The following is a 21,869-nucleotide window of genomic DNA, read 5'->3' as shown; positions in this document are numbered from 1 at the left end:
AGTCATGAATAACTCCTCAATAGATGTATTTTCCACCTATCGAGGTGTCCGGGGAAATTAGACCACTGCACAAACAACCCGGTCAGTCCCCTCTCCCTCTGGGAGAGGGTTAGGGTGAGGGGAAACAGCCTCACCGCAAATGCGCCTGCTCTACCAGCCAAATCATCAATTCCTCTAGCGGCGGCGATGCCTCAATTCCCGGCGGCATAACCACGTAATACGCCAGCCCCGTCTTCACCTTCAATTCAAACGGCATCACCAGCCGTCCTGCACGCAAGTCGTCGCCGATCAACGACCAATCACCAATCGCCACCCCCGTGCCGTGAGACGCCATCGACATCGCCTGATCCAGCGTTTCGAAATGCTGGCCCATGTTCACGTTGTTCAATTGCAGTTCAGCGGCCGTCAGCCACACGCTCCAGTCGTGGATATCGCGGGTCGGATGCAACAACAGATGCTGTTGCAGATCAGCCGGTTCGGACAGTGTCGGCGGGCCTTTCAACAGTGCCGGTGAGCAGACCGGCGTCAGTTGTTCATCGAACAGGTGCAGTGCAGTGGAGGAGTTGTCCGGCGCCGTTCCGTAGATCACTGCCGCATCGAATTGCTCACGCTGAAAGTCGACACCATGGGCCAACGTTGTGGTCAGTTTGACCGGCACGTCCGGGCGTTCTTTTTGCCATTGCAGCAGGCGTGGCACCAGCCAGCGCATCACACAGCTCGGCGCTTTGAGTTGCAGGGTTTCGCGTTTGAGGCCGATCTGCTCGGTGGCCTCAGTGATCAGGCCAAAGACCTTCTCCACCCGTGGCAACCATTCCCGCCCTTCGGCCGTCAGCTCCAGACCGCGTGCCAGACGAATGAACAGTTCATACCCCAGATGATCTTCCAGCCCGGCGATCTGCCGGCTCACCGCGCCCTGAGTGATGTGCAACTGCTCGGCGGCCCGGGTGAAGTTGCAGCACTGCGCGGTAATCAGAAACGTATGCAGGGCGGGCAGGGGAGGCAGTCGTTTCATGTGGATCCAAGGTATGACGTGAGGACATGGCTAGTATGACTTTTAATCGATTGTTGCCGCTACCTGCCGACCGTTCAATGAGCCCATGTTCAGGTCATGTGGGGGCGAGCCTGCTCGCGAAGGCTGTTTCACATTCAGCATTGATGTTGGCTGATCCAGCGCTTCCGCGAGCAGGTTCGCTCCCACAAGGAATCTGTGTTTTTAGCTGACAAAAGGGCAATGACATGGCGACGTGTGGCGAAGTACTGGTCAAGTTACTCGAAGGTTATGGCGTCGAGCAGGTGTTCGGCATTCCCGGGGTGCACACCGTGGAGCTGTATCGCGGGCTGGCCCGTTCGAGCATCAACCATGTCACCCCACGGCATGAACAGGGCGCCGGTTTCATGGCTGACGGTTATGCGCGCACCAGCGGCAAACCGGGTGTGTGCTTCATCATTACCGGCCCGGGCATGACCAACATCACCACCGCGATGGGCCAGGCCTACGCTGATTCGATCCCGATGCTGGTGATCTCCAGCGTGCAGAGCCGCAACCAGTTGGGCGGCGGGCGCGGCAAGCTGCACGAGTTGCCGAACCAGAGCGCACTGGTCGCAGGCGTCGCGGCGTTCTCCCACACCCTGATGTCGGCGTCGGAATTGCCCGGCGTGCTCGCTCGCGCATTTGCCTTGTTCCAGGCCGGGCGTCCGCGTCCGGTGCACATCGAAATTCCGCTGGACGTGTTGGTGGAGGACGCCGATGCGCTGCTCGCCAGCGTTCCGGTCAACATCGACCGCGCCGGTGCCGCGCCCGCTGCCGTGAGCCGCATGAGTGAGTTGCTGGCCGGCGCCCAGCGTCCGTTGATTCTCGCCGGTGGCGGTGCGATTGATGCTGCTGCCGAACTCACTGAGCTGGCCGAACTGCTCGACGCCCCCGTGGCGCTGACCATCAACGCCAAAGGCCTGTTGCCGTCGACGCATCCGCTGTTGATCGGCTCGACGCAAAGCCTGGTCGCCACCCGCGCATTGGTCGCCGATGCCGATGTGGTACTGGCGATCGGCACCGAACTGGCGGAAACCGATTACGACGTGACCTTCGCCGGTGGCTTCGAGATTCCCGGCAAGCTGCTGCGCATCGACATCGACGCCGATCAGACCGTGCGCAACTATCCGCCACACATCGCGCTGGTTGCCGATTCGCGCAACGCCGCTCAAGCACTGCTCAGTGCTTTGTCGCACACAGCGCTGGCCGAGCGCCGTAACGATTGGGGCCAGGTGCGCGCCACGCGTCTGCGTAATGATCTGGCCGCGACCTGGGATGCACCGACCCTGGCGCAAACCCGTTTCCTCGAAACCGTGCTGCACGAATTGCCTGACGCGGTGTTCGTCGGCGACTCCACGCAACCGGTGTACACCGGCAACCTCACCTTTAACCCGGAGCGTCCGCGTCGCTGGTTCAACTCGTCGACCGGTTACGGGACGCTCGGCTATGCGTTGCCGGCAGCGATTGGCGCATGGCTCGGTGGTCAACCCGATAAAGGTGCACGGCCACCGGTGGTGTGCCTGATCGGCGACGGCGGTCTGCAATTCACCCTGCCGGAACTGGCCAGCGCCGTCGAAGCGCGTACCCCGGTGATCGTCCTGCTGTGGAATAACCAGGGCTACGAAGAGATCAAGAAATACATGGTTAACCGCGCCATCGAGCCGGTCGGTGTCGACATCTACACCCCGGATTTCATCGGTGTGGCCAAGGCCCTCGGCTGCGCCGCCGAAGCGATCCGTTCGGTGGACCAACTGCGCTCTGCGCTGCGTGCCGCCACCGATCGCCAAGGCCCAACCGTGATCGAAATCGACCAGAACCAATGGATGCAGGCGGTGGCCCAATGATCAATTTTCCAACCACACTCGACGGCCTCTACATCAACGGCCAATGGTCGGCCGGCCGTGAACATCTGCGCGTGATCAACCCGGCCACCGAAGCGCTGCTGACCACGGTCAATGGCGGTGACGAGCACGCCGTCGATCAAGCCGTCGCCGCGGCCACCGCAGCGTTCAAGCACTGGTCACAAACCAGCGGTGTCGAGCGCGGCGCGATGCTGCGCAACATCGCCAATGGCGTGCGCAACGGTCGCGAGCACTTGATGAAACTGCAGTCGAGCAACAACGGCAAACCGCAGTTCGAAGCGGCCATCGACGTCGACGATGTGATCGCCACATTCGAGTACTACGCCGAACTCGCCGAAGGCCTCGACGCCAGCCAAGACAGCAATGTGCCGCTGCCCAGCGATGATTTCAGCGCACGTCTGCGCCGCGAACCGTGTGGTGTGGTCGGGCTGATCGTGCCGTGGAATTTCCCCATGGTCACCACCGCGTGGAAACTCGCGCCGGCGTTGGCCGCCGGATGTTGCGTGGTGCTCAAACCGTCGGAAGTCACGCCGCTGCCGGAACTGGAGCTGGCGGCGATCATCGCCGAAGCCGGCCTGCCCAAAGGCGTGTTCAACGTGGTTTGCGGCACCGGTCTGGCGGTGGGGGCGCCGCTATCGGCGGATCCGCGCATCGCCAGGATTTCCTTCACCGGTAGCAACGCCGTCGGTGTCCAGGTGATGCAGCGTGCCGCCGAAACGGTGAAGGGCGTGAGCCTGGAATTGGGCGGCAAATCTTCGCTGTTGGTGCTCGAAGATGCCGATCTGCAACTGGCGGTCGAGCTGGCCTGCGGCGGCGGCTTCTTCAACGCCGGACAGATGTGCTCGGCCACCAGTCGCGTGTTGGTCGCCGAGGAACTCGCGGAGGAATTTCTCGAACGTTTGCAAAAGCGTGCGCGGGCGATTCGTGTGGCGGATCCGTTCGACCCGGATGTGGAGATGGGCGCACTGGTCAATCAAGCGCAATACCAGCGTGTGCTCGGTCACATCGACCGGGGTCTGAGCGCTGGCGCGAAGCTGGTGTGCGGCGGCAATCGTCCGGCTGATCTGCCGCGCGGATATTTTTTGCAGCCAACCGTGTTCACCGACGTGCCCCTCGACAGTGCGCTGTGGTGCGAGGAGATTTTCGGCCCGGTGCTATGCGTGCGCAGTTTCAGCAGCGAAGCCGAGGCAATCGCCTTGGCCAACGACAGTCAATTTGGCCTGGTCGCCAGTGTGGTGACGCGTAACGCCGAGACCGCCGAGCGGGTCGCCAATGCCCTGCAGGCGGGGCTGGTGTGGCTCAACGCGCCGCAAGTGATCTTCCCGCAGGCGGCGTGGGGCGGTTACAAGCAGAGCAGTATCGGCCGCGAATTGGGGCCGTGGGGCCTGGCCGCGTTTCAGGAAATCAAACACGTGATCCGGGCGCTCTGAACGCCCGAAAAAGGTGAGCGCATGCCTCGCAACGAGGCATGCGTCGGCGTCATGGCTTCAATGAGTTTTTATCGATAGTCAGGTGTTTTGCACGACCTCAGGATGAACCCGTCGGCAGCTCTGCAGGCCTTTGAAAACAAGGCCTGCAGCGGATCCGGCCGCGCGGATGCAACGGTTGCGACCAACCTCATACTTAAAAGAACAAAGGGAGTCCGTCATGGGCGAGCACGATCTGAACAGGCGTCAATTCATTAAAACCGTCGGCGTCGCCTCGGTGGCGGCGGCCGCCCTGAGCATGCCCTTCATCCGGGCCAGCGCCAGCGACACGCGGTTCGCCGGCAAGACCCTGCGTTTGCTGACCTGGTCGGATGACACCGGCCTCGCGGCACTGCGCAACATCGCGGCAACGTTCGAAGCCAAGACTGGCGCCAAGGTCATTGCCGACCGCACCGGCAGCACTTCGGAAATGGTCGCCAAACTCAAGGCCGGCGGTGATCGTCCGCAGTACGACATCATCACCTTGGCAGGCGTCGGCGCCGAAGGTCTGGCCGCCGCCGGGCTGCTGGAAAAACCCGATCTCAACCGCATTCCCAACCTGATCGACGTCCCGGAACAATACCGCACCGGCGCCAATGGTCACGGCATCGGCTACCTGTTGTGGTGCAACAGTCTGGTCTACAGCACCCGCACCCAGAAAGAAGCGCCGAACAGTTACGCCGCGTTGTGGGATGCCGATCTGGCACCAAATATTTTCCTGCCGCCGCCGAACTGGACCGAGGCGATGGACCTGATCATCATCGCCGCGAAACTGGCCGGCGGTGACGAACACAACATCGAACCGGGCTTCAAGAAGCTCGCCGAACTCAAGGATCGCGTGGTGACGTTGGGCGAAAACCCGAACCAGATTGCCGAGCTGTTCCGCACCGGTTCGCTGGACATGGGCGGCTTGTATGCGCCGGCATTTTTCCCCAAGCAGATTCGCGATCCGAACTACGGCCTCGGTGCCACGTTCGGCATGAAGGAAGGGTTCTACACCGACCTGATGCTTTCGGTGATGCCGAAGAACCGTCCGGGCGATACCGATCTGGCCTACGCGTTTATCGACCACTCTCTCGACCCGCTGGTGCAGGGCAAGATGGCCGAAGACATCTTCAACGGCCCGGTCAACGCCAAGGCGATCATCTCCGCCGAAGCGCGCAAGAGTCCGTTCATCCTCACGCCGGAGCAGATTGCCGAGAAGGCGATCATGCACGACAACGCCTTCCTGGCCACCGTGCATGACCAATGGATTCGTCGCTATACGGAAATCTTTTCTTCCTGACCCGGACTCCCCCTGTAGGAGCTGCCGAAGGCTGCGATCTTTTGCCTTTGATCTTCTCTGAGCAGATGAGGATCAACAGCAAGATCAAAAGATTGCAGCCTTCGGCAGCTCCTACAGGGATGTGTTGTTTGGCTTTCCATTGACGAGATCATTGCTATGGAACATCAATCCCTGACCCAACCGGTCGGCGCCACTGCCGTGCGCCCGGTGCGCGGTGTTTCGCCGACCGCGCGGGCGTGGTTTTTCCTCACGCCGTCGATGCTGTTTCTTGGCGTGCTGATCGCCGCCAGCCTGCTGGTGCTGCGCATGAGCGTCGGCACCAAAGGCGCGGAGTGGAGCGGTTTCAGCCTGGCCAGTTACGCCCAGTTGCTCGAGCCGTATTACCTGAAATCCTTGCTGCTGACCTTGCGTCTGGCACTGATCAGCGCGGTGATTGCCGTGGTGTTGGCGATCCCGGTGGCGTACACCATGTCGCGGCTGACCTCGCCGTTCCTGCGACGGATTTTCCTCGCCGCGGTGTTGCTGCCGTTGCTGGTCAACCTGTTGCTGCAAAGCTACGGCTGGCTGGTGATTCTCGGCCCGGCCGGCATGCTCAATCAGGCGCTGATGGGGCTCGGCCTGATCAAGCGCCCGATCATGTTGCTGTACAACCAGAACGGCGTATTGATGGGGCTGGTGCAAACCGCGTTTCCGCTTGCCGTGCTGCCGATCGCCAGTGCCATGCGCGGCGTTGCCCGCACCTATGAGGAAGCCGCCGCGACCCTCGGCGCCAGCCGTTTTCAGGTGTTCCGCCAAGTGGTGTTACCGATGAGTTTGCCCGGGATCATCACTGGCGCAACGCTGGTGTTCGCTTACAACGCCAGCAGCTTCGTGGTGCCGTTGCTGCTCGGCGGTCGTCGCGTGCCGATGCTGGCGGTGATGGTGCATGACCAGATCGCGCCGCTGATGAACTGGCCTGCCGCGTCCGCTGCCGGTGTCGTGCTGATTATCACCACGCTGGCGATCATGACCTTGTCCGAATACATCACTGGCCGTCGTCGGCGTCTGCTGGAGGCTTCGCAATGAGTGCCCTGACCAAAAAGCGCATGGCGCTGTTGCCCGGCGAAACCGGCAAGTTCGCCGGGATCCTCTCCGGGTTCATTCTGCTGCTGGCGGTGTTGCCGATCCTGACCATGATCGTCATGTCGTTCAGCGGTGCGTCGAACCTCGACTTCCCGCCGAGCAGCTACAGCCTGCAATGGTACAAAGCGGCCTGGCACACCTTTGTTTCGCCGGACGCCAGCGACGTGCTCAGCCTCGGTCAGGCCATGGCCACCAGCCTGTTGGTGTCGTGCCTGACCATGGTTTTTGCCACGCTGATCGCGGTGCCTGCAGCCTATGCGCTGACCCGCTGCGAGTTCCGTGGCAAAGCTGTGGCGCTGCAACTGATGTCGCTGCCGCTGGTGTTCCCGATGGTGGTGTTGGGCCTGGCCTTGCTGCTGGTGTTCGACAGCCTGCCGTTCCACCTGACCACCTCGCGGCTGGTGATTGCCCACGTGATTCTGGCGCTGCCGTTCGTGGTGAAAAACTGCACGGCGGCGATGCTTTCCATCGGCAGCGAAGTCGAGGAAGCGGCGCGGATGCTCGGCGCCTCGCCGCTGCGGGCCATTGTCGATGTGGTGGTGCCGTTGATGAAGTCGGGGATTCTGGCGGGCATGCTGCTGGCGTTCATCGTCTCGTTCAACGAATTCACCGTGACCTATTTCCTCTACACCATCGACGTCATGACCGTGCCGATCTGGATGTACAGCCGCACCGTGTCATCGCTCGACCCTACCGTGTTCTCGTTTGCCGTGCTGATCGTGCTGATCGACTTCGTCCTGATCTGGGCGCTGGAGAAGCTGGTGGGCGAGGGCGGCGTTTCCTTTTGATTTGAGGTGCAACATGACTGGTCTGATTCTGGAAAACGTCGAGAAATTCTATGGCTCGGCGTGCGCGGTACACGACGTCAACCTGCATTTGCCGGAAGGCAAACTGGTGTGTTTCCTCGGCCCGTCCGGCTGCGGAAAAACCACCTTGCTGCGGATGATCGCCGGGCTGGAAACCCTCACTGGCGGTGAGATTCGCCTGGACGGCGAAGACATCGGCCAGACCCCGGCGCACCTGCGCAACTTCGGCATGGTGTTCCAGTCGCTGGCGCTGTTCCCGCACATGACCGTCGGCGAAAACATCGCCTACCCGCTGAAACTGCGCGGCGTCAGCAAGGCTGATCAGCACAAACGCGTGGTGGAGTTGCTGGAGTTGATTCAGCTGCAAGCGATGATCGATCGCCCGGTGGCGAAACTTTCCGGCGGCCAGCGGCAGCGCGTGGCGATTGCCCGGGCGATTGCCGCGCACCCGAAAATCCTCCTGCTCGATGAGCCGCTGTCGGCGCTCGACGCCAAGCTGCGCGAATCGATGCAGGTGGAAATCCGCCAACTGCAACAGCGCCTGAACATCACCACGATCATGGTCACCCACGATCAGCGCGAAGCGATGACCATGGCGGATATTGTCGTGGTGCTGGGCGAACACAAGGTGCAGCAGGTCGGTACGCCGATCGAAATCTATCGGCATCCGGCCAACGAGTTTGTCGCTGACTTCATTGGCTCGGGCAACATCTTCCCGGCCACGGCACTGGGCGACGGCAAGGTCAGCCTGCCGGGCGGCGACGCGCTGCAAGTGCCGATCTGCAGCAGCATTGTTGTGGGGCAGAAAGTGAAGATGCTGATTCGCCCGGAAGACCTGCAACTGTCCGCACCGCAAGCGACGGCGGGCAATCGATTGCTCGGCAAAGTGACGTTTGTGCGTGATATCGGCGCGACCATCGAGACGACGGTGGAGTGTTCCGGAGTGACGTTTACGGCGTTGAGTACGCCATGTCAGGGGATCGGGTTGGGGATTGGCCATCCGGTGTCGGTGACGTTACCGGCGCAGGCTTGTCGGGTGTTGGGGGCTTAGAAACCCTCACCCCAGCCCTCTCCCAGAGGGAGAGGGAGCCGACCGAGGTGTCTGGCGCTATCCATCGACCTGAGAGATCGAGTCGATTATGGATTCGGTAAAGCACTTTCAGGTCGGTGAACCTCTCCAATATTCCCCATTCAGTCCCCTCTCCCTCTGGGAGAGGGTTAGGGTGAGGGGCTCTTGAAGTTCACACCGAAAGTCTCAATCGCGCCAAATCCCTTAACGGCGGCGCACCAAACAACCGGCTGTACTCACGGCTGAACTGCGACGGACTTTCATATCCCACCCGATACCCTGCCGCCGACGCTTCCAGCCCTTCGGTCAGCATCAGGCGCCGCGCCTCTTGCAGGCGCAATTGCTTCTGATACTGCAGCGGGCTCATCGCCGTCATCGCCTTGAAACGGTGATGCAAGGTCGAGACGCTGAGGTTCACTTCTTTCGCCAGATCATCGATGCGCAGCGGCTGTTCGAAGTTGCCGTTGAGCCATTTGATTGCCTGGCTGATGCGATGGCTCTGACTGTTGGCAATCGCGATTTCATACAAGCGATGGCCCTGCGGGCTGCGCAGCAAACGATAGAGAATCTCCCGGCGAATCAGCGGTGCGAGCATGGCGATGTCTTTCGGCGCATCGAGCAAACGTGCCAGACGCAACACGGCATCGAGCATGGAACTGTCGATCTGCTCGACATACAAACCACGCCCGGTCGGCCGCGTCGGTACGCCCATGGGGCCGGCGTCAGCGATCAGCGCGGTGATTTCTGTCGGGTCGATATCCAGGCGCACAGCGAGGATCGGCTCCTCCGGCGAGACATTGACCACGCGCCCGCTCAGCGGCATCGAAACCGAGACCACCAGATAATTCAGCGGATCGTAATTGAAGAACTCGTCGGCCAGCCGCACCTCTTTGCGTCCCTGCGCCATGATGCACAGCGCTGGTTGCGCGAGCACCGGGGCAAAGTCGTGGGATCGGGTGTGGCGCGACATGAACAGCGAGCCGATGGCGGTCTCGTAGCTGCCATCGTCGGTGGTGTTGCGGCGGATGATCGCCGCCAGTTCCGCGCGCTGTTTTTCCATGTCAGCGGTGGGTTCGGCTTGAAAACGATCGAATGACGTCATGCACGGCATCCTCGGCAGGGGAGGTGGAATGGAGCAGAGCATATGTTTGTGCAAGCGCCAGCGGTAGACACATCCTGCGAAATGCTTGCCTGATTCTGCCCGGGGGTGTTTCCGCGCCTGTCGCGATCCAACCCTGTAGGAGCTGCCGAAGGCTGCGATCTGTTGATCTTCAAGGCAAAATCAAAAGATCGCAGCCTTCGGCAGCTCCTACACAAAACGCGTATGACAACCGTGTGACGCAGTTTTACAGGTTGTTACAGGTCTTCTGCGCAGTCTCGCAGGATTGTGCAACGCGGCGGCAGGAATCGACTAACGGCGCATTGTGTCCGGCCCTTAACCTTTGATCCTGTCGCAGCCCGTCCCCCGGCTGCCACGCGACTCCCTGGGAGGGTTGAACATGTCCAAGCAGATTCCCGTCAGTCATATGGCCTTCGTTCGAGCGCGCGCCGGGCGTTCGGCGGAACTCGGTATACGCCTGAGCGCGTTGATCGAGCCGTCCCGCGCCGCCCCCGGTTGCCTGAGCTTTGCCTTGCAGCATTCGCAGTGTGATCCCGAGTTGTGGCTGGTCTGCGGGTTCTGGAGCAGCCAGCAAATGATGACCAACTATTTCAACAGCCCGGCGATGGAAATCTTCGCCGAGCTGGTGCAGGAGCTGGTGGTCAACAGCCTCGACTTCCACACTTTCAAGGACGTGTCGGCGGCGCAAGCCCTCGGCCAATGCCCGGCGCCGGTACACAAACTCGTCGGTTGAGGGTTTAATGTCCGGCTTGTTTGTCTGAGCCGGGATATGTGACATGGCACGTAAAGAGTTCGAACACTTCGAAGCAGTTTCCGCAGTCGTCCCCGTCGAGTTGGGCGGCAACAAGGGCTATCACGCGGCAATCGCGGTCAAGGCCTTGGTCGATGGCGGTGCACCACGCTTTCACAAACTGCTGAATGATCAGGTCTTCCCCGGCGCCATCGCCGCCGATGAAGCGGCCATCAATGAGCTGGATAACCTCAAGGGCGTCACTGAAGACGCCGAGTTGATCTGGTAACGCGTTACTTGCTGGCGCCCGGACGCCACATCTTGAACAGGGCCTCAGGCCCCAGCTGGAAGTAATCCGCCGGCCCGCCGCCGCGCAGAATCGGTTCTGCCGCGGCGGTGTCGTAGATGCCGTCCTTCAACAGCCACTTGGCAATGTGCACGGCGACCACTTCGCCGAGGACCAGCCAGCTCGGCACCGTCTCGCCATCGGCGCGCTGCAATTGAATGATCTGCGTGACCTTGCACTCGAAGGACACCGGGCTTTCGGCCACCCGTGGCACCGAAATCACTTTTGACGCCACCGTCGTCAATCCCGCCAATTCAAATTCGTTGACCTCAGGTGCGACCATCGCGCAGCTCTGATTCATCTGCTCGGCCAGCGGGCGAGTGGCGAGGTTCCAGACGAATTCGCCGGTCTGCTCGATGTTGTTCAGGCTGTCTTTGCGCCCGACGCTGGAAAAACCAATGATCGGCGGAATGTAGTTGAAGGCGTTGAAAAAACTGTACGGCGCCAGGTTCAACTGGCCGTTGGCATCCTGCGAGGAAATCCAGCCGATCGGGCGCGGGCCGACGATGGCGTTGAACGGATCGTGGGGCAGACCGTGGCCGTTGGCGGGTTCGTAGAAGTGGATGTCATCGGGCATGTCTGAAGTTCCTGGAGGGCATGAGTCAGTGGGCAATAGTGCAAGTGCAGTCAAACAATTTCCAGTCAGTCACTGATATTCCATCCAATGGAAAACCTGTGAGAGCTGGCTTGCCAGCGATGGCGGCCTGTCAGTCGACAATGATTTTGAATGACAAAATGTCATCGCTGGCAAGCCAGCTCCCACAGGGTTTTGCGTGGGTTTCAAAAAAATTATTCCCCCCCGGAAATGACTAAGCCCGGCCGAGGCCGGGCTGTGAGAAGGCTGCTGATATTCAGCTGATGGCAGCGGCAGTACCGGTTTTATCGAAGCCGTCAGCTGCGACGGTTTTACCCAGGTTGGTTTTGTCGAAACCATCAGCAGCAACAGCTTTGCCCAGGCTGGTTTTATCAAAACCGTCAGCGGCATAAGCGCTTGAGTGGCTGGTTTCGATGGCGGCGCTGGCGCCATTGATGAAGTCGGCGGATCTGGTCTTGTCCGAGCCATCGGCGGCGAAGGTGTTGGCGGCCAGTACGGACAGGGTCAGGGCGAGGATCAGTTTGGTTTTCATGGCGGTTACTCCGGATTCGTTGGCGGGTGTTTCTTGCATGGGTTTCATGCTACGCCAATTAAATTGATTAAAAAGCGCAAATTAATGCTAAAAACAATCGATTAACTTGATGTTAAGGGCGGCGCCAAATATTCGCTTTCGTCGTCGGAGCGAGCGTCGCGCAGGTCATCGATCAGGTGATTGCAGGATGAGGGGGCAGCATTAATTAGCGATTAATCGCTGTGCGGCGCAGGTGAGGAATTTTTCATGCAGGTCTGGATAACGCGGTGACCCAATCGCTGGCAAACCAGCTCCCACAATGACAGCGCCGTTTACAGACCTTGGGTACGACGCGAAACCTGTGGGAGCTGGCTTGCCAGCGATAGGGCCGGAACAGCCACCGTTGCAGTGGCTGTGAAACGCGATCAGTCCGTGACGATCCGCGAATGCTTCTGGGTGTCTTTCATGGTGATGTACACCAGCAACGACACCGCGATGCACGCCGTCACATACCAGTAGTAACCGGTTTCCATGCCGATGCTCTTGAACCACAGCGCGATGTATTCGGCAGTGCCGCCAAAGATCGACACGGTCAGTGCATACGGCAGGCCAACGCCCAGCGCGCGGATTTCAGTCGGGAACAGTTCAGCTTTTACCACCGCGTTGATCGAGGTGTAGCCGCTGACGATGATCAGCGCTGCCATGATCAGGAAGAACGCGCCCCACCAGGTCTGGATGGTGTGCAGGGTCATCAGGATCGGCACGGTAAAGATCGTCCCCAGCACGCCGAAGGCGATCAGGATCGGACGACGACCGATCTTGTCCGAGAGGCCGCCGATGATCGGTTGCAGGCACATGAACAGGAACAGCGTGGCGGCAGAAATGGTGGTCGAGTCGGAGATGCTCATGCCGACGGTGTTCACCAGGTACTTCTGCATGTAGGTGGTATAGGTGTAGAACGCCAGGGTGCCGCCCATGGTCAGGCCGACCACGGTCAACAGCTCTTTGGGGTGGCGCATCAAGGTGCGCATGGCGCTTTCCTTGGACTTCTCTTTCTTGGTGAACGACTCGGTTTCTTCCATGCCGCGACGCAGATACAGCGCCACGACCGCACACAGCGCGCCGATGGCGAACGGAATACGCCAGCCCCACGCGTACAGTTGTTCAGTGGTCAGCACGTTCTGCAGCACGATCAGGACGCCCAGCGCGATGAGCTGGCCGGAGATCAGGGTCACGTACTGGAAGCTGGAGAAGAAGCCGCGACGTTCCTTGGTCGCCATCTCCGAAAGATAGGTCGCCGAGGTGCCGTATTCGCCACCGACCGACAGGCCCTGCAGCAGACGGGCGAAGACCAGCAGGATCGGCGCGCCGATGCCGATGGTTTCGTAGTTCGGGCTGAGGGCGATCAGCAGCGAGCCGAAGCACATCAGGTAGACCGACGCCATCAAGGCTTTTTTACGGCCGACCTTGTCGGCGTACATGCCCATCAGCCAGCCGCCGATCGGACGCATCAGAAAGCCGACGGCGAAAATCGCGGCGGTGTTCATCAGTTGGGCGGTGGTGGAACCGGCGGGGAAGAAGGTTTTTGCGAAATACAGGGAGAAGGCGGCATACACGTACCAGTCGTACCACTCGACCATGTTGCCGACGGAACCGCTGAAGATCGATTTGATCCGGCTGGCGGTGGTTCTTTCTTTGGCCGGCGCAGCAGCCGACCCAAGTGGCAGGGCGTTGGAGTTATCCATTGAAGGATCCTTCGTTTAATTGTTTTTGTGGAGCGCGTCGAAACGCAGCCTGCGAGGGCTATAGCAGGAGGTGTGCCAACGGGGGGAGGGCCGGTTTAGAGGGGGAGACGGGATTGGGTGAGCGGAATATCGCCGAAGGATTTGGTTTGATGAGCGGATTTCCGCTTATTGGAGCGAAGATCAAAAGCCCCTCACTCTAACCCTCTCCCAAGGGGAGAGGGGACTGACCGAGTGGATTGTTCGAGTTGCACCGACCTGAGACATTGAGTCGAACTCAGGTTTTGAATGGCACGAAGATCGGCTCCCTTCCCCCTCTACCCCTTGGGGGAGAGGGCTGGGGTGAGGGGGAAAGATCTCAGCCACACCGAAAATCCCAAGCCCGACTCACTCGCTCAGAAACATCTCCCGACTCAACCCATGCCGCTGCATCTTTTCATTGAAGGTGCGGCGCGGCAGTTGCAGTTCTTCCAGCACCGCTTTCACATCGCCCTTGTGCCGGGTCAGCGCCGCGCGCAGGCATTGCGCCTCAAACGCTTCCTGCTGCGCTGCGAGCGATTGCCCCGGATCAATCCCCGGCGCCGGTTCATCCAGGCCCAACACCTGACGCTCGGCGACGTTCGCCAGTTCACGTACGTTGCCCGGCCAGTCGTGACTGAGCAGATGACTCAATTGCGCGCCACTCAAGGGGGGAAAGGTACGGCCCAGGCGTTCAGCGGCATTGTGGGCGAAGGTTTCGAACAGCAATGGAATGTCTTCGCGGCGATCGCGCAGCGGCGGCAAACGCAGTTCGGCGACGTTCAGGCGATAGGCCAGATCCTCGCGGAAACGTCCGGCCCGGGCCTCATCGAGCAGGTCGGGTTTGGTCGCTGCGACAATGCGCAGGTCGACGCGAATGCTCTGGTTCGACCCCAGCCGTTCAAGCTTCTGCTCCTGCAACACGCGCAGCAGTTTCACTTGTTGCGCCAGCGGCATGCTTTCGATTTCGTCGAGAAACAAGGTGCCGCCATCGGCATATTCCAGCTTGCCGATGCGCTTGCCCGAGGCACCGGTAAACGCACCGCTTTCATGACCGAACAACTCCGCTTCGAACAACTGCTCAGGAATCGCCGCGCAGTTCAGCGCCACAAACGGCTTGGCTGCGCGCGGGCCGAAATCATGCAGGCAACGGGCGACCAGCTCTTTGCCGCTGCCGGTTTCGCCACGGATCAACACATTGACCGGCAACGCCGCCAGGTCCAGCACTTGCCGACGCAACGTCTGCAAACCACGGGACACACCGAGCAACGTCGCATCGAGTTTCGCGCGGTTGTCGGCCTGCTCGTGCAGCGCACGGTTTTCCAGAATCAGCCGGCGTTTGTCCAGCGCCCGGCGCAAGCTGCCGAGCAGGGTTTCCGGGCTGAATGGTTTTTCCAGAAAGTCGTAGGCCCCGTCGCGCATCGCCTCGACGGCCATGGGTACATCGCCATGGCCGGTGAGCAGAATCACCGGCAGATCGGCATCGCGTTTCTGCACTTCGGCCAATAACGCCAAGCCGCCCATGCCGGGCATGCGCACGTCGCTGAGGATCACCCCGGCAAAGTGCGCGGGCAGGGCGGCGAGGCATTCTTCGGCGCGGCTGAACAACTGCACCTCGAAGCCGGACAGGCTCAGCCACTGCTCGACGGCGCTGCGAATGCTGCTTTCGTCATCGACCACCATCACTGAATTGAGCATCAGATGTGTGCCTCCAGATCGATCGGCAAAGTCAGGCTGAACACGGCGCCGCTGTCGCCATTTTCGGCGCTCAGGCGCCCGCCGGATTCATGCACGATGGCAAAGGATACCGCCAGGCCGAGACCCAAACCGTCGCCCACCGGTTTGGTGGTGAAGAACGGGTCGAACACCTGGCCCAAATGGTCTTCGGCAATCCCGCCGCCATTGTCGCTGACGCTCAGGCGCCACAGTTGTTCATCGGCTTCCAGGCGGATTTCCAGGCGCTTGCACGGTTTGCCCTGCATCGCATCGAGGGCGTTGCGCAGCAGGTTGATCAGCACCTGTTCGAGACGAATCGCATCACCGCGTACCCACGCCGGACGGGTCAGGTGCAACACCAGACTGACCTGCTCGTCACGCAGGCGTGCATCGAGTAACTGTAACGACTGATCGACCACGGTTGCCAGATCCAGCCGTTCGCGCAAGCCGCTGGGACTCTTGCGCGCGAAGGTCTTGAGGTGGCCGGTGAGGGCAGCCATGCGCGTGAGCATCTCGTCCACCGGTTTCAACGCTCTATAGGCATCGTCGACACGGCCATGTTCGAGGAGCAAGCGCAAGGTCGCCAGTTGCATGCGCTGAGCGGTCAGGGGTTGATTGATTTCATGGGCCAGTGCAGCGGACATCTGGCCGAGCGCGGCGAGTTTGGCCGATTGCACCAGACCGTCCTGCGCGGTGCGCAAGTCGCGGGTGCGTTCTTCCACCAATTGTTCAAGTTCTTCGCGGTTGCGCTGGCGGATTTTCGACAGGCGCCAGCGCTGGTTGAGAAACAGCAACAGAAACACCAGCGCCAGCCACACCCCGGCAGCGGCCAGCCCGGCGTTGCGCAGGTCTTCGAACGCCACTTGCGGATGGCGCAGCAGGTGCAGGGTCCAGCCTTCAGCGCTCAGGGGCAGCGATTCCCACAGATAATCCGCCGTGCCTTGCGGGCCTTCGACGCGGCGCAGATCGCTGTTGTCATCGAAGCTGCGCAGCGACAAATGAGTCAAGGGCTGCAGCGACTGCTTGTCGTACTGCCGGGTGGCTTTGATTTCATCCATGTCGCGGGCGCTCAGTGGCCGCAGCGAGCGATACCGCCAGCCGGGTTGGTTGGCGATGAAGATGATCCCGCGCGCATCGCTGACCAGTAGCGTGTCGTTGCCCTGACTCCACTCGCGTTCCAGCTCGGGGAATTCCAGCTTGACCACCATCGCGCCGAGAAACTCGTTGTGGTCGCCGAGCACCGCGCTGGAGAGGAAGTAGCCGGGAATGCCGCTGGTCACGCCCACCGCGTAAAAACGCCCGGTGCCTTGGGTGCGGGTCTGGCTGAAGTAGGGGCGGAAGCCGTAGTTATGGCCGACGTAACTGCTGGGCAGGCGCCAGTTGCTCGCCGCCACGGCGAGGCCCGTGTGGTCGAGCAATTCAAGGGTCGAGGATTGCGCCGCGCCGTTGATCTTTTCCAGCTTGAGGTTCAGCGCCGCTTGTTCGTCGGCATCGACCGGGCCGGCCAGCGCCGCGCGCAATTGCGGATCGAGCGCCAGCACGGCGGGCAGGGCACGGTAGCGGTCGATCAGGGTGTGCAGGGAATTGGCGTACAACGCCAGTTGCTGGTTGGCACGGGCGGCGTCTTCCTCCAGCGCCTGACGTTCGGCGTGGCGGATCGCAAGCGTGGCGGCAAGCGCCGCGCCGGCGATGATCAGCAGGGTATACAACGACAGACGCAAGGTACGGGAAGTCGGCAGCATGCTGGGCGAAGGGTCGGCAGGACGGGGGGGCACGATAGCATGGGCCGAGGTGGCCCGGCGTGCTGTTCGCGCCGGCCACGTTGGTCATACGGCCGTTTCCTGCACCTGATGTCGACGCTGTAGATTCAGCCGTGGTTTCGGCACGGGTCTGGGACGTGGCTCGTCAGCAATTGACTGTGCCAGTTGTTGCAGGCGTTCAGTCACACCGTCGGCTTCACTTAGGTTATCAAGCATGTCTTGAGTGGTTTCCAGTGCGTTCCGGGTGTTGTTGATGAGCGCGGTGGTTTGAGCCATTACCGTGCGGTAAGCGTCAGCGACGGAAGTGCCCTCGTCCACCATTTTTGCGAAATCAAGCTGATCGAGGGGGGCCATCATCTGAACCTCTTGCAAAATGGCCTCTGTGGCTGTTTGCCGGAGCTGGTTGATTCCGTCCTGAATGGACTGTGGCAGCGTGCCATTGGCCAGATCATTTGCACCCTGCGCAATGGTTTGTGTGGCGTCGCGGACTTCAGCCGTGTGCAGCGCTTCGGTTACGCGAATGCCGCGCTTGAAAAAGCGATAACGAATATAGGCAGCTCCTAATCCGCCAAGCAGACCGCCGACAATTCCGCCAATCGTGTTGCCAATTCCCGGCGCGAATGATCCGGCCGCCCCACCAACAGCTAATCCGACTCCGAATCCCAGGCTGAAGGCTGCCATCCCGTTTTTGTTGAAGAGGTAGCGGCGGAAGGTCATACCCTCCCGGGTTTCCTGGCTGACATTGGCTTCGTCATCGGGACCATCAAATTCAGTCGCTGCATCATGGGCCTGGCTGGCGACGTTGGCAGTGGTGCGTAAGACACCGACGAGCTGCGAGAAATCGAACCGTCCGCGCCCATCGGTATCGACATAAATCATCGGGTTGTTCGACACCATTGCATACAGATTCAACCCATCCACATCCCCCGCCGGGTCGGCACTGACCCAGCGCTGCAACCAAGGCGCGTAATAGCGTGCGCCGTAGTAATACAAGCCGCTGACGTCCATTTCCTTGCCCGAATAACGGATGAATTTGTAGCTGATTCCGGTCTCCGGTTTTTCAGCCATCCACGCCGTCGCACCGAACGGGTAATAGCCTTCGTGGCTGATCATGTGCGCGTTCTGATCCAGCTCCAGCGTGCACGAGCCGAGGTGGTCGTCGAGGCTGTAGCGCAGTTGATTGTTCTCGACAGCCGCGGGCGGCGGCGTGATCCAATGCAGACAGCGCGCATTGCCCAGCTGGATGATGTGCAGTTCTTCGCCGTTGTCCTTGCTGCGGATTTCCAGACCCGGCAGGTAGCGCACCTGATGAAAGTGCAGGATGTTTTCGCCATACCATTCGTGGCGTTTGAACACCCGCTCGCCCTGACTGTAGGCGTAATACTCGGCGTCGTTGCGGCCATCGTCCCGGGTCACCAGCGTGACTTCCTGCAACTCGTCGCGCGCATTTCAGTGCAACGGCTGGCCCGGTTGCACGGCCAGCAGGTTGCCGTGGCGGTCGAACAGGTTGTCGAACTCCGGTGGCGGATCCCCCGGTTTGCAGCGCACGCCGCGGTTGCTGAGTGAATCGATGCACATCTGCACGGTGTGATCGGCGCCGGCGCGCACGTGCACCAGTTTCTTCAGATTGCCGCCGTAGTCGTAGGTGAAGGTCTGGGTGTAATTGCGCCGGTCTTCCGGATCGGTCGGCTTGGGCAGACCGGGAATATCCGACAGCGGGCCGTCGTCGTAGCCGGTCGCGCTGATCAGGCGGTACAGCGAGTCATAGCTGAAATTGCGATGGCCATCGACCCTCTGGTTGGCAAACCAGCTTGGCGCAAAGGCGTGGTCTTCGATGCGGGTGATGTTGCCGACGCGGTCGTAAACATATTCGAAGTCCTGCAGCACTTCGCCGTTGTCCTTGCGACTGGACTGGGTGTGCAATCGACCATCGGCCGGATCATACGTCCACTGACTGCGCACGCCGTTGCCGGCGTGTTGTTCGATGAGCTGATCAGTGGCGTTGTAATGAGCGTCGCGCAACACGGTTCGCCAGTCGGTATCGCCTTTGATCAACAACTGTAGGTGCCTGAGCTGGCCAGCCAGACCATAGCGAGATTGCTGGCGATGACCACCGGCATCGGTCTGCTCCAGCACCGCGCCCAGCGGACTGAACAGACGCCGACTGGTGAAGGCCTGGCCATCGAGGAAGGTGCGGGTTTCGCACAGCGGCTCGCCGCTGAGGGCGAAGCTGTCGGTGCGCAGCGTGCCGGCGCGATCGCTCTGTTCCAGCAACTGGCCGCGCTGGTTGTGACCAGCGTCGGCGCTGGCGTCGGCGTAGGTGAACAGATCGACATCGGCCTCGCCGTTTTCTGCTACCGCCACCACGCGCAGCTGAGTGTCGAAGGTCGTGCGCCAATGGTTGTCGCCCTTGCCCCAGCGTTGCAGCGGTTCGCCGGCCAGACCTGGCAAGTGCAGGCGCCAGCCGGCGTCGACGCTGTCGGTTTTCAATGCTTCGCCGTCGAGGCGGTAAATCGTTGTCAGGCTGGGCACCACCAGACGCGGGTCCCACTGCTTCACCAGATGTCCACTCGCATCGTAATGCTGACGGGATGAGAGCGGCACTGGAGTGTCTTCGTCAATACTCCGCAAATAGGCGACCTGTCGCACCGGCAATCCACGAGCGTCGTTTGCAACCAGGTCAGGTGTACGCAAATGCATTGATTTATTCATGCGTCGACCCTCAAGGTCATGAATGTCGAATCTGCTCATGCGCATGTCTCGTTATGGACTAAGCGGCTTTTTCCTTGCTGTATTGGCGATACCTTGCCAGCAGTTCGCGGCCTCGATTGGCTTGAGCCAGACGCAGCGTTATGTCCTTCTGTATCTGTTCGCGGCTTATTGTGCGGGCTTTGTCGGTGCCCACGTTGTCATTGGCCAGGTCAAAGGCCAGCTTGAGAGTGCCTATCACGCCTTCGGAATAGAATTCGTTGATCTCAAGGTTGGCGTATGCAGCATTCACGTAGCTGCGATCCCGTTCCAGGAGTTCGGTTATCAGAATCAGGCCGTTGTCCAGGGCATCGATATCCATGCCCGGTATACCGGCCAATGCCGACCCTGCATCCAGTATCGTTTGGCGGGTGGCCAGAAGTTCACTTGCAGCGGGAACGCCTGCTTTGCCAAGTACAAATGACTCAATGGTATCAGACACTTTTTTCGCGCCTGCCGCGGTTCGAAGGTCATAGGACATGGCAGTTTTTTTCATGAACTGCAAAGGGCTGGAAAGCACGCTGACGTTAGCTTCGTTGTAGATAGCTTGCGGATCGAGCTTTTGAGCGTTGGGCAGGACCGGAGTCGAGAGCATTGTCTCTGAACCCACTTTGTCCATGATTTGTCCTGAGATAAAACTGGCAAGCGAGCCAAGCAGAGAAATGCCTGTCAAAGATTCTGTTGTTCTGGACGCAGCGATCCCCACAGCGCCTTTTGTCATTTGAAAACCAATATTGATCCCTGCCCGTTTTACGATGTCGCGAGTCGTGAAAAGACTGTTCAATTGCTTGTCCAGCGATTGCAATTCGCTTCCCAGGGTTTCCAATACATTGGAGAACTCTTCGATCTGCTGCTTATCACTGGCGAGATCTTTATTGGTGCCATTGCCATCAATGAAAATCAGCGGATTATTGCCGACAAACACATACAGATTCAGCCCGTCCACGGTCCCCGCCGGATCAGGACTGATCCAGCGCTGCAACCACGGCGCGTAATACCGCGCGCCGTAGTAATACAACCCGCTGACATCCATCTCCTTGCCCGAATAGCGGATGAATTTATAGCTGACCTCTGTCTCCGGAGGTGGGGTCATCCACGCCGTGGCGCCAAACGGGTAATAGCCTTCCTCGCTGATCAGTTGTGCCTGCTGATCCAGTTCCATCACACAGGAACCGAGGTGGTCTTCGAGGCTGTAGCGCAATTGATCGCCGTCTATTCCATTGGGCTTGTTTTCTGCCCAATGCAGGCAACGGGCGTTGCCGAGCGCGATGACGTGCAGTTCTTCGCCGTTGTCGCGGGTGCGGATTTCCAGCCCCGGCAGGTAGCGCACCTGATGAAAATGCTCGGCGTTGGCCGCGAAGGTTTCGTGGCGTTTGAACACGCGCATGCCCTGGCTGTAACGGTAGTACTCGGCATCATTGGAACCGTCCTCGCGCTGGACCAGGGTCACGCTTTCCAGCTCATCGCGGGCATTCCAGAGCAACGGTTGGCCCGGTTGCACGGTCAGTTGATTGCCGTGGCGATCGAACAAAGTGTCGAAATCCGGCGGCTCGTCACCGGTTTTCCAGCGCACCCCGCGATTGCTCTTCGGGTCGATGAACATGTGCCGGGTCGAGTTGTTGCCCGCCCGCACATGACTCAGTTCGAACAGGTTGCCGCCGTTGTCGTACCGATAGGTCTGGGTGTAGTTGAGGCGATTGTTCGGGTCGCCCGGTTGCGGCAGGCCGGGAATGTCCGGCGGCGGGGCGTCGTCGTAGCCGGTGGCGCTGGTCAACCGATAGAGCGAGTCGTAGGTGAAATCGCGGTGGCCATCGATCAACTGGTTGGCGAAGTAACGTGGCTGAAACGCGTGGTCTTCAATGCGGGTGATATTGCCGACGCGGTCGTAGAAATATTCGAGGTTCTGCAGGACTGCGCCGCCGTCCTTGCGGCTGGACTGAGTG

At 60.4% G+C, this 21,869-nt stretch carries 18 protein-coding genes; 8 read left to right on the top strand and 10 right to left on the bottom strand.

Features of this window, described 5'->3' with window-relative positions:
* Positions 1-130 precede the first annotated feature (130 nt).
* Complete coding sequence (locus tag M9827_RS26690; protein WP_250608169.1) at positions 131-1,012, bottom strand: LysR substrate-binding domain-containing protein; 882 nt, start codon at positions 1,010-1,012, stop codon at positions 131-133.
* A 224-nt stretch (positions 1,013-1,236) separates the two neighbouring features.
* On the opposite strand from M9827_RS26690, the gene M9827_RS26685 reads away from it, so the two are divergent.
* The 6 genes from M9827_RS26685 (at position 1,237) to M9827_RS26660 (ending at position 8,622) form a co-directional block, all read left to right on the top strand.
* Positions 1,237-2,874, top strand: coding sequence for a 5-guanidino-2-oxopentanoate decarboxylase (locus M9827_RS26685; RefSeq protein WP_250608167.1), 1,638 nt, complete (start codon positions 1,237-1,239; stop codon positions 2,872-2,874).
* Entirely contained in the window at positions 2,874-4,322 is a 1,449-nt protein-coding gene (locus M9827_RS26680; protein ID WP_250608171.1) for an aldehyde dehydrogenase family protein, read from the top strand. Before M9827_RS26685 ends, M9827_RS26680 begins: the two co-directional genes overlap by 1 nt.
* Positions 4,323-4,539: 217 nt before the next feature.
* Positions 4,540-5,643 (top strand): ABC transporter substrate-binding protein, encoded by a 1,104-nt coding sequence (locus tag M9827_RS26675; protein ID WP_250608165.1) that lies wholly within the window; start codon positions 4,540-4,542, stop codon positions 5,641-5,643.
* A 156-nt stretch (positions 5,644-5,799) separates the two neighbouring features.
* Positions 5,800-6,708, top strand: a complete 909-nt coding sequence (locus M9827_RS26670) for an ABC transporter permease (RefSeq protein ID WP_250608163.1) — start codon at positions 5,800-5,802, stop codon at positions 6,706-6,708.
* On the top strand, positions 6,705-7,553 hold the full coding sequence (locus tag M9827_RS26665) for an ABC transporter permease (RefSeq protein ID WP_093430532.1): 849 nt from the start codon (positions 6,705-6,707) through the stop codon (positions 7,551-7,553). The genes M9827_RS26670 and M9827_RS26665 overlap by 4 nt, the downstream gene beginning before the upstream one ends.
* A gap of 13 nt (positions 7,554-7,566) precedes the next feature.
* Positions 7,567-8,622 (top strand): ABC transporter ATP-binding protein, encoded by a 1,056-nt coding sequence (locus M9827_RS26660; protein ID WP_250608161.1) that lies wholly within the window; start codon positions 7,567-7,569, stop codon positions 8,620-8,622.
* A 190-nt stretch (positions 8,623-8,812) separates the two neighbouring features.
* Here the strand turns inward: M9827_RS26660 and M9827_RS26655 are convergent, their stop codons facing one another.
* Positions 8,813-9,742, bottom strand: a complete 930-nt coding sequence (locus M9827_RS26655) for an AraC family transcriptional regulator (protein ID WP_250608159.1) — start codon at positions 9,740-9,742, stop codon at positions 8,813-8,815.
* A gap of 397 nt (positions 9,743-10,139) precedes the next feature.
* Between M9827_RS26655 and M9827_RS26650 the strand changes: the two genes are divergently transcribed.
* Positions 10,140-10,493 (top strand): putative quinol monooxygenase, encoded by a 354-nt coding sequence (locus M9827_RS26650; protein WP_250608157.1) that lies wholly within the window; start codon positions 10,140-10,142, stop codon positions 10,491-10,493.
* A gap of 43 nt (positions 10,494-10,536) precedes the next feature.
* Positions 10,537-10,779, top strand: a complete 243-nt coding sequence (locus M9827_RS26645; RefSeq protein ID WP_038366794.1) for a hypothetical protein — start codon at positions 10,537-10,539, stop codon at positions 10,777-10,779.
* A 4-nt stretch (positions 10,780-10,783) separates the two neighbouring features.
* Here M9827_RS26645 and M9827_RS26640 read toward each other — a convergent pair whose 3' ends face one another.
* The 8 genes from M9827_RS26640 to M9827_RS26610 form a co-directional block, all read right to left on the bottom strand.
* Positions 10,784-11,413 carry a flavin reductase family protein gene (locus tag M9827_RS26640; RefSeq protein ID WP_134178356.1) on the bottom strand — a complete coding sequence of 210 codons (630 nt, stop codon included), beginning with the start codon at positions 11,411-11,413 and terminating at the stop codon, positions 10,784-10,786.
* A 274-nt stretch (positions 11,414-11,687) separates the two neighbouring features.
* Positions 11,688-11,963, bottom strand: coding sequence for a hypothetical protein (locus M9827_RS26635; RefSeq protein WP_250608155.1), 276 nt, complete (start codon positions 11,961-11,963; stop codon positions 11,688-11,690).
* A 404-nt stretch (positions 11,964-12,367) separates the two neighbouring features.
* Positions 12,368-13,687, bottom strand: a complete 1,320-nt coding sequence (locus M9827_RS26630) for an MFS transporter (RefSeq protein WP_093430526.1) — start codon at positions 13,685-13,687, stop codon at positions 12,368-12,370.
* A gap of 384 nt (positions 13,688-14,071) precedes the next feature.
* Positions 14,072-15,400 carry a two-component system response regulator MifR gene (gene mifR, locus M9827_RS26625; protein WP_250608153.1) on the bottom strand — a complete coding sequence of 443 codons (1,329 nt, stop codon included), beginning with the start codon at positions 15,398-15,400 and terminating at the stop codon, positions 14,072-14,074.
* Entirely contained in the window at positions 15,400-17,160 is a 1,761-nt protein-coding gene (locus M9827_RS26620) for a sensor histidine kinase (protein ID WP_250608151.1), read from the bottom strand. Before M9827_RS26620 ends, mifR begins: the two co-directional genes overlap by 1 nt.
* 84 nt (positions 17,161-17,244) lie before the next feature.
* A complete protein-coding gene (locus M9827_RS27870) occupies positions 17,245-18,594 on the bottom strand; it encodes an RHS repeat-associated core domain-containing protein (RefSeq protein ID WP_350310012.1) in 1,350 nt (449 codons plus the stop codon).
* A 33-nt stretch (positions 18,595-18,627) separates the two neighbouring features.
* Positions 18,628-19,929, bottom strand: a complete 1,302-nt coding sequence (locus M9827_RS27865; protein ID WP_350310011.1) for an RHS repeat domain-containing protein — start codon at positions 19,927-19,929, stop codon at positions 18,628-18,630.
* Between the two features lie 19 nt (positions 19,930-19,948).
* Positions 19,949-21,869, bottom strand: a 1,921-nt coding sequence (locus M9827_RS26610) for an RHS repeat-associated core domain-containing protein (protein ID WP_250608149.1), incomplete at its 5' end; no start/stop codon positions are given.

Origin of the sequence: Pseudomonas sp. AKS31, assembly GCF_023634765.1 — a bacterium.
Lineage (GTDB): Bacteria > Pseudomonadota > Gammaproteobacteria > Pseudomonadales > Pseudomonadaceae > Aquipseudomonas.
This window is presented reverse-complemented; position numbering and strand designations above follow the sequence as displayed.

Excerpts from the sequence above, each read along its gene's own strand:
- M9827_RS26620 (WP_250608151.1), bottom strand. The coding sequence starts at position 17,160 with ATGCTGCCGACTTCCCGTACCTTGCGTCTGTCGTTGTATACCCTGCTG.
- M9827_RS27865 (WP_350310011.1), bottom strand. The coding sequence starts at position 19,929 with ATGAGCAGATTCGACATTCATGACCTTGAGGGTCGACGCATGAATAAA.
- M9827_RS26640 (WP_134178356.1), bottom strand. The coding sequence starts at position 11,413 with ATGCCCGATGACATCCACTTCTACGAACCCGCCAACGGCCACGGTCTG.
- M9827_RS26655 (WP_250608159.1), bottom strand. The coding sequence starts at position 9,742 with ATGACGTCATTCGATCGTTTTCAAGCCGAACCCACCGCTGACATGGAA.
- mifR (WP_250608153.1), bottom strand. The coding sequence starts at position 15,400 with ATGCTCAATTCAGTGATGGTGGTCGATGACGAAAGCAGCATTCGCAGC.
- M9827_RS26685 (WP_250608167.1), top strand. The coding sequence starts at position 1,237 with ATGGCGACGTGTGGCGAAGTACTGGTCAAGTTACTCGAAGGTTATGGC.
- M9827_RS26675 (WP_250608165.1), top strand. The coding sequence starts at position 4,540 with ATGGGCGAGCACGATCTGAACAGGCGTCAATTCATTAAAACCGTCGGC.
- M9827_RS26665 (WP_093430532.1), top strand. The coding sequence starts at position 6,705 with ATGAGTGCCCTGACCAAAAAGCGCATGGCGCTGTTGCCCGGCGAAACC.
- M9827_RS26635 (WP_250608155.1), bottom strand. The coding sequence starts at position 11,963 with ATGAAAACCAAACTGATCCTCGCCCTGACCCTGTCCGTACTGGCCGCC.
- M9827_RS26650 (WP_250608157.1), top strand. The coding sequence starts at position 10,140 with ATGTCCAAGCAGATTCCCGTCAGTCATATGGCCTTCGTTCGAGCGCGC.
- M9827_RS26645 (WP_038366794.1), top strand. The coding sequence starts at position 10,537 with ATGGCACGTAAAGAGTTCGAACACTTCGAAGCAGTTTCCGCAGTCGTC.
- M9827_RS26670 (WP_250608163.1), top strand. The coding sequence starts at position 5,800 with ATGGAACATCAATCCCTGACCCAACCGGTCGGCGCCACTGCCGTGCGC.
- M9827_RS26660 (WP_250608161.1), top strand. The coding sequence starts at position 7,567 with ATGACTGGTCTGATTCTGGAAAACGTCGAGAAATTCTATGGCTCGGCG.
- M9827_RS26690 (WP_250608169.1), bottom strand. The coding sequence starts at position 1,012 with ATGAAACGACTGCCTCCCCTGCCCGCCCTGCATACGTTTCTGATTACC.
- M9827_RS26630 (WP_093430526.1), bottom strand. The coding sequence starts at position 13,687 with ATGGATAACTCCAACGCCCTGCCACTTGGGTCGGCTGCTGCGCCGGCC.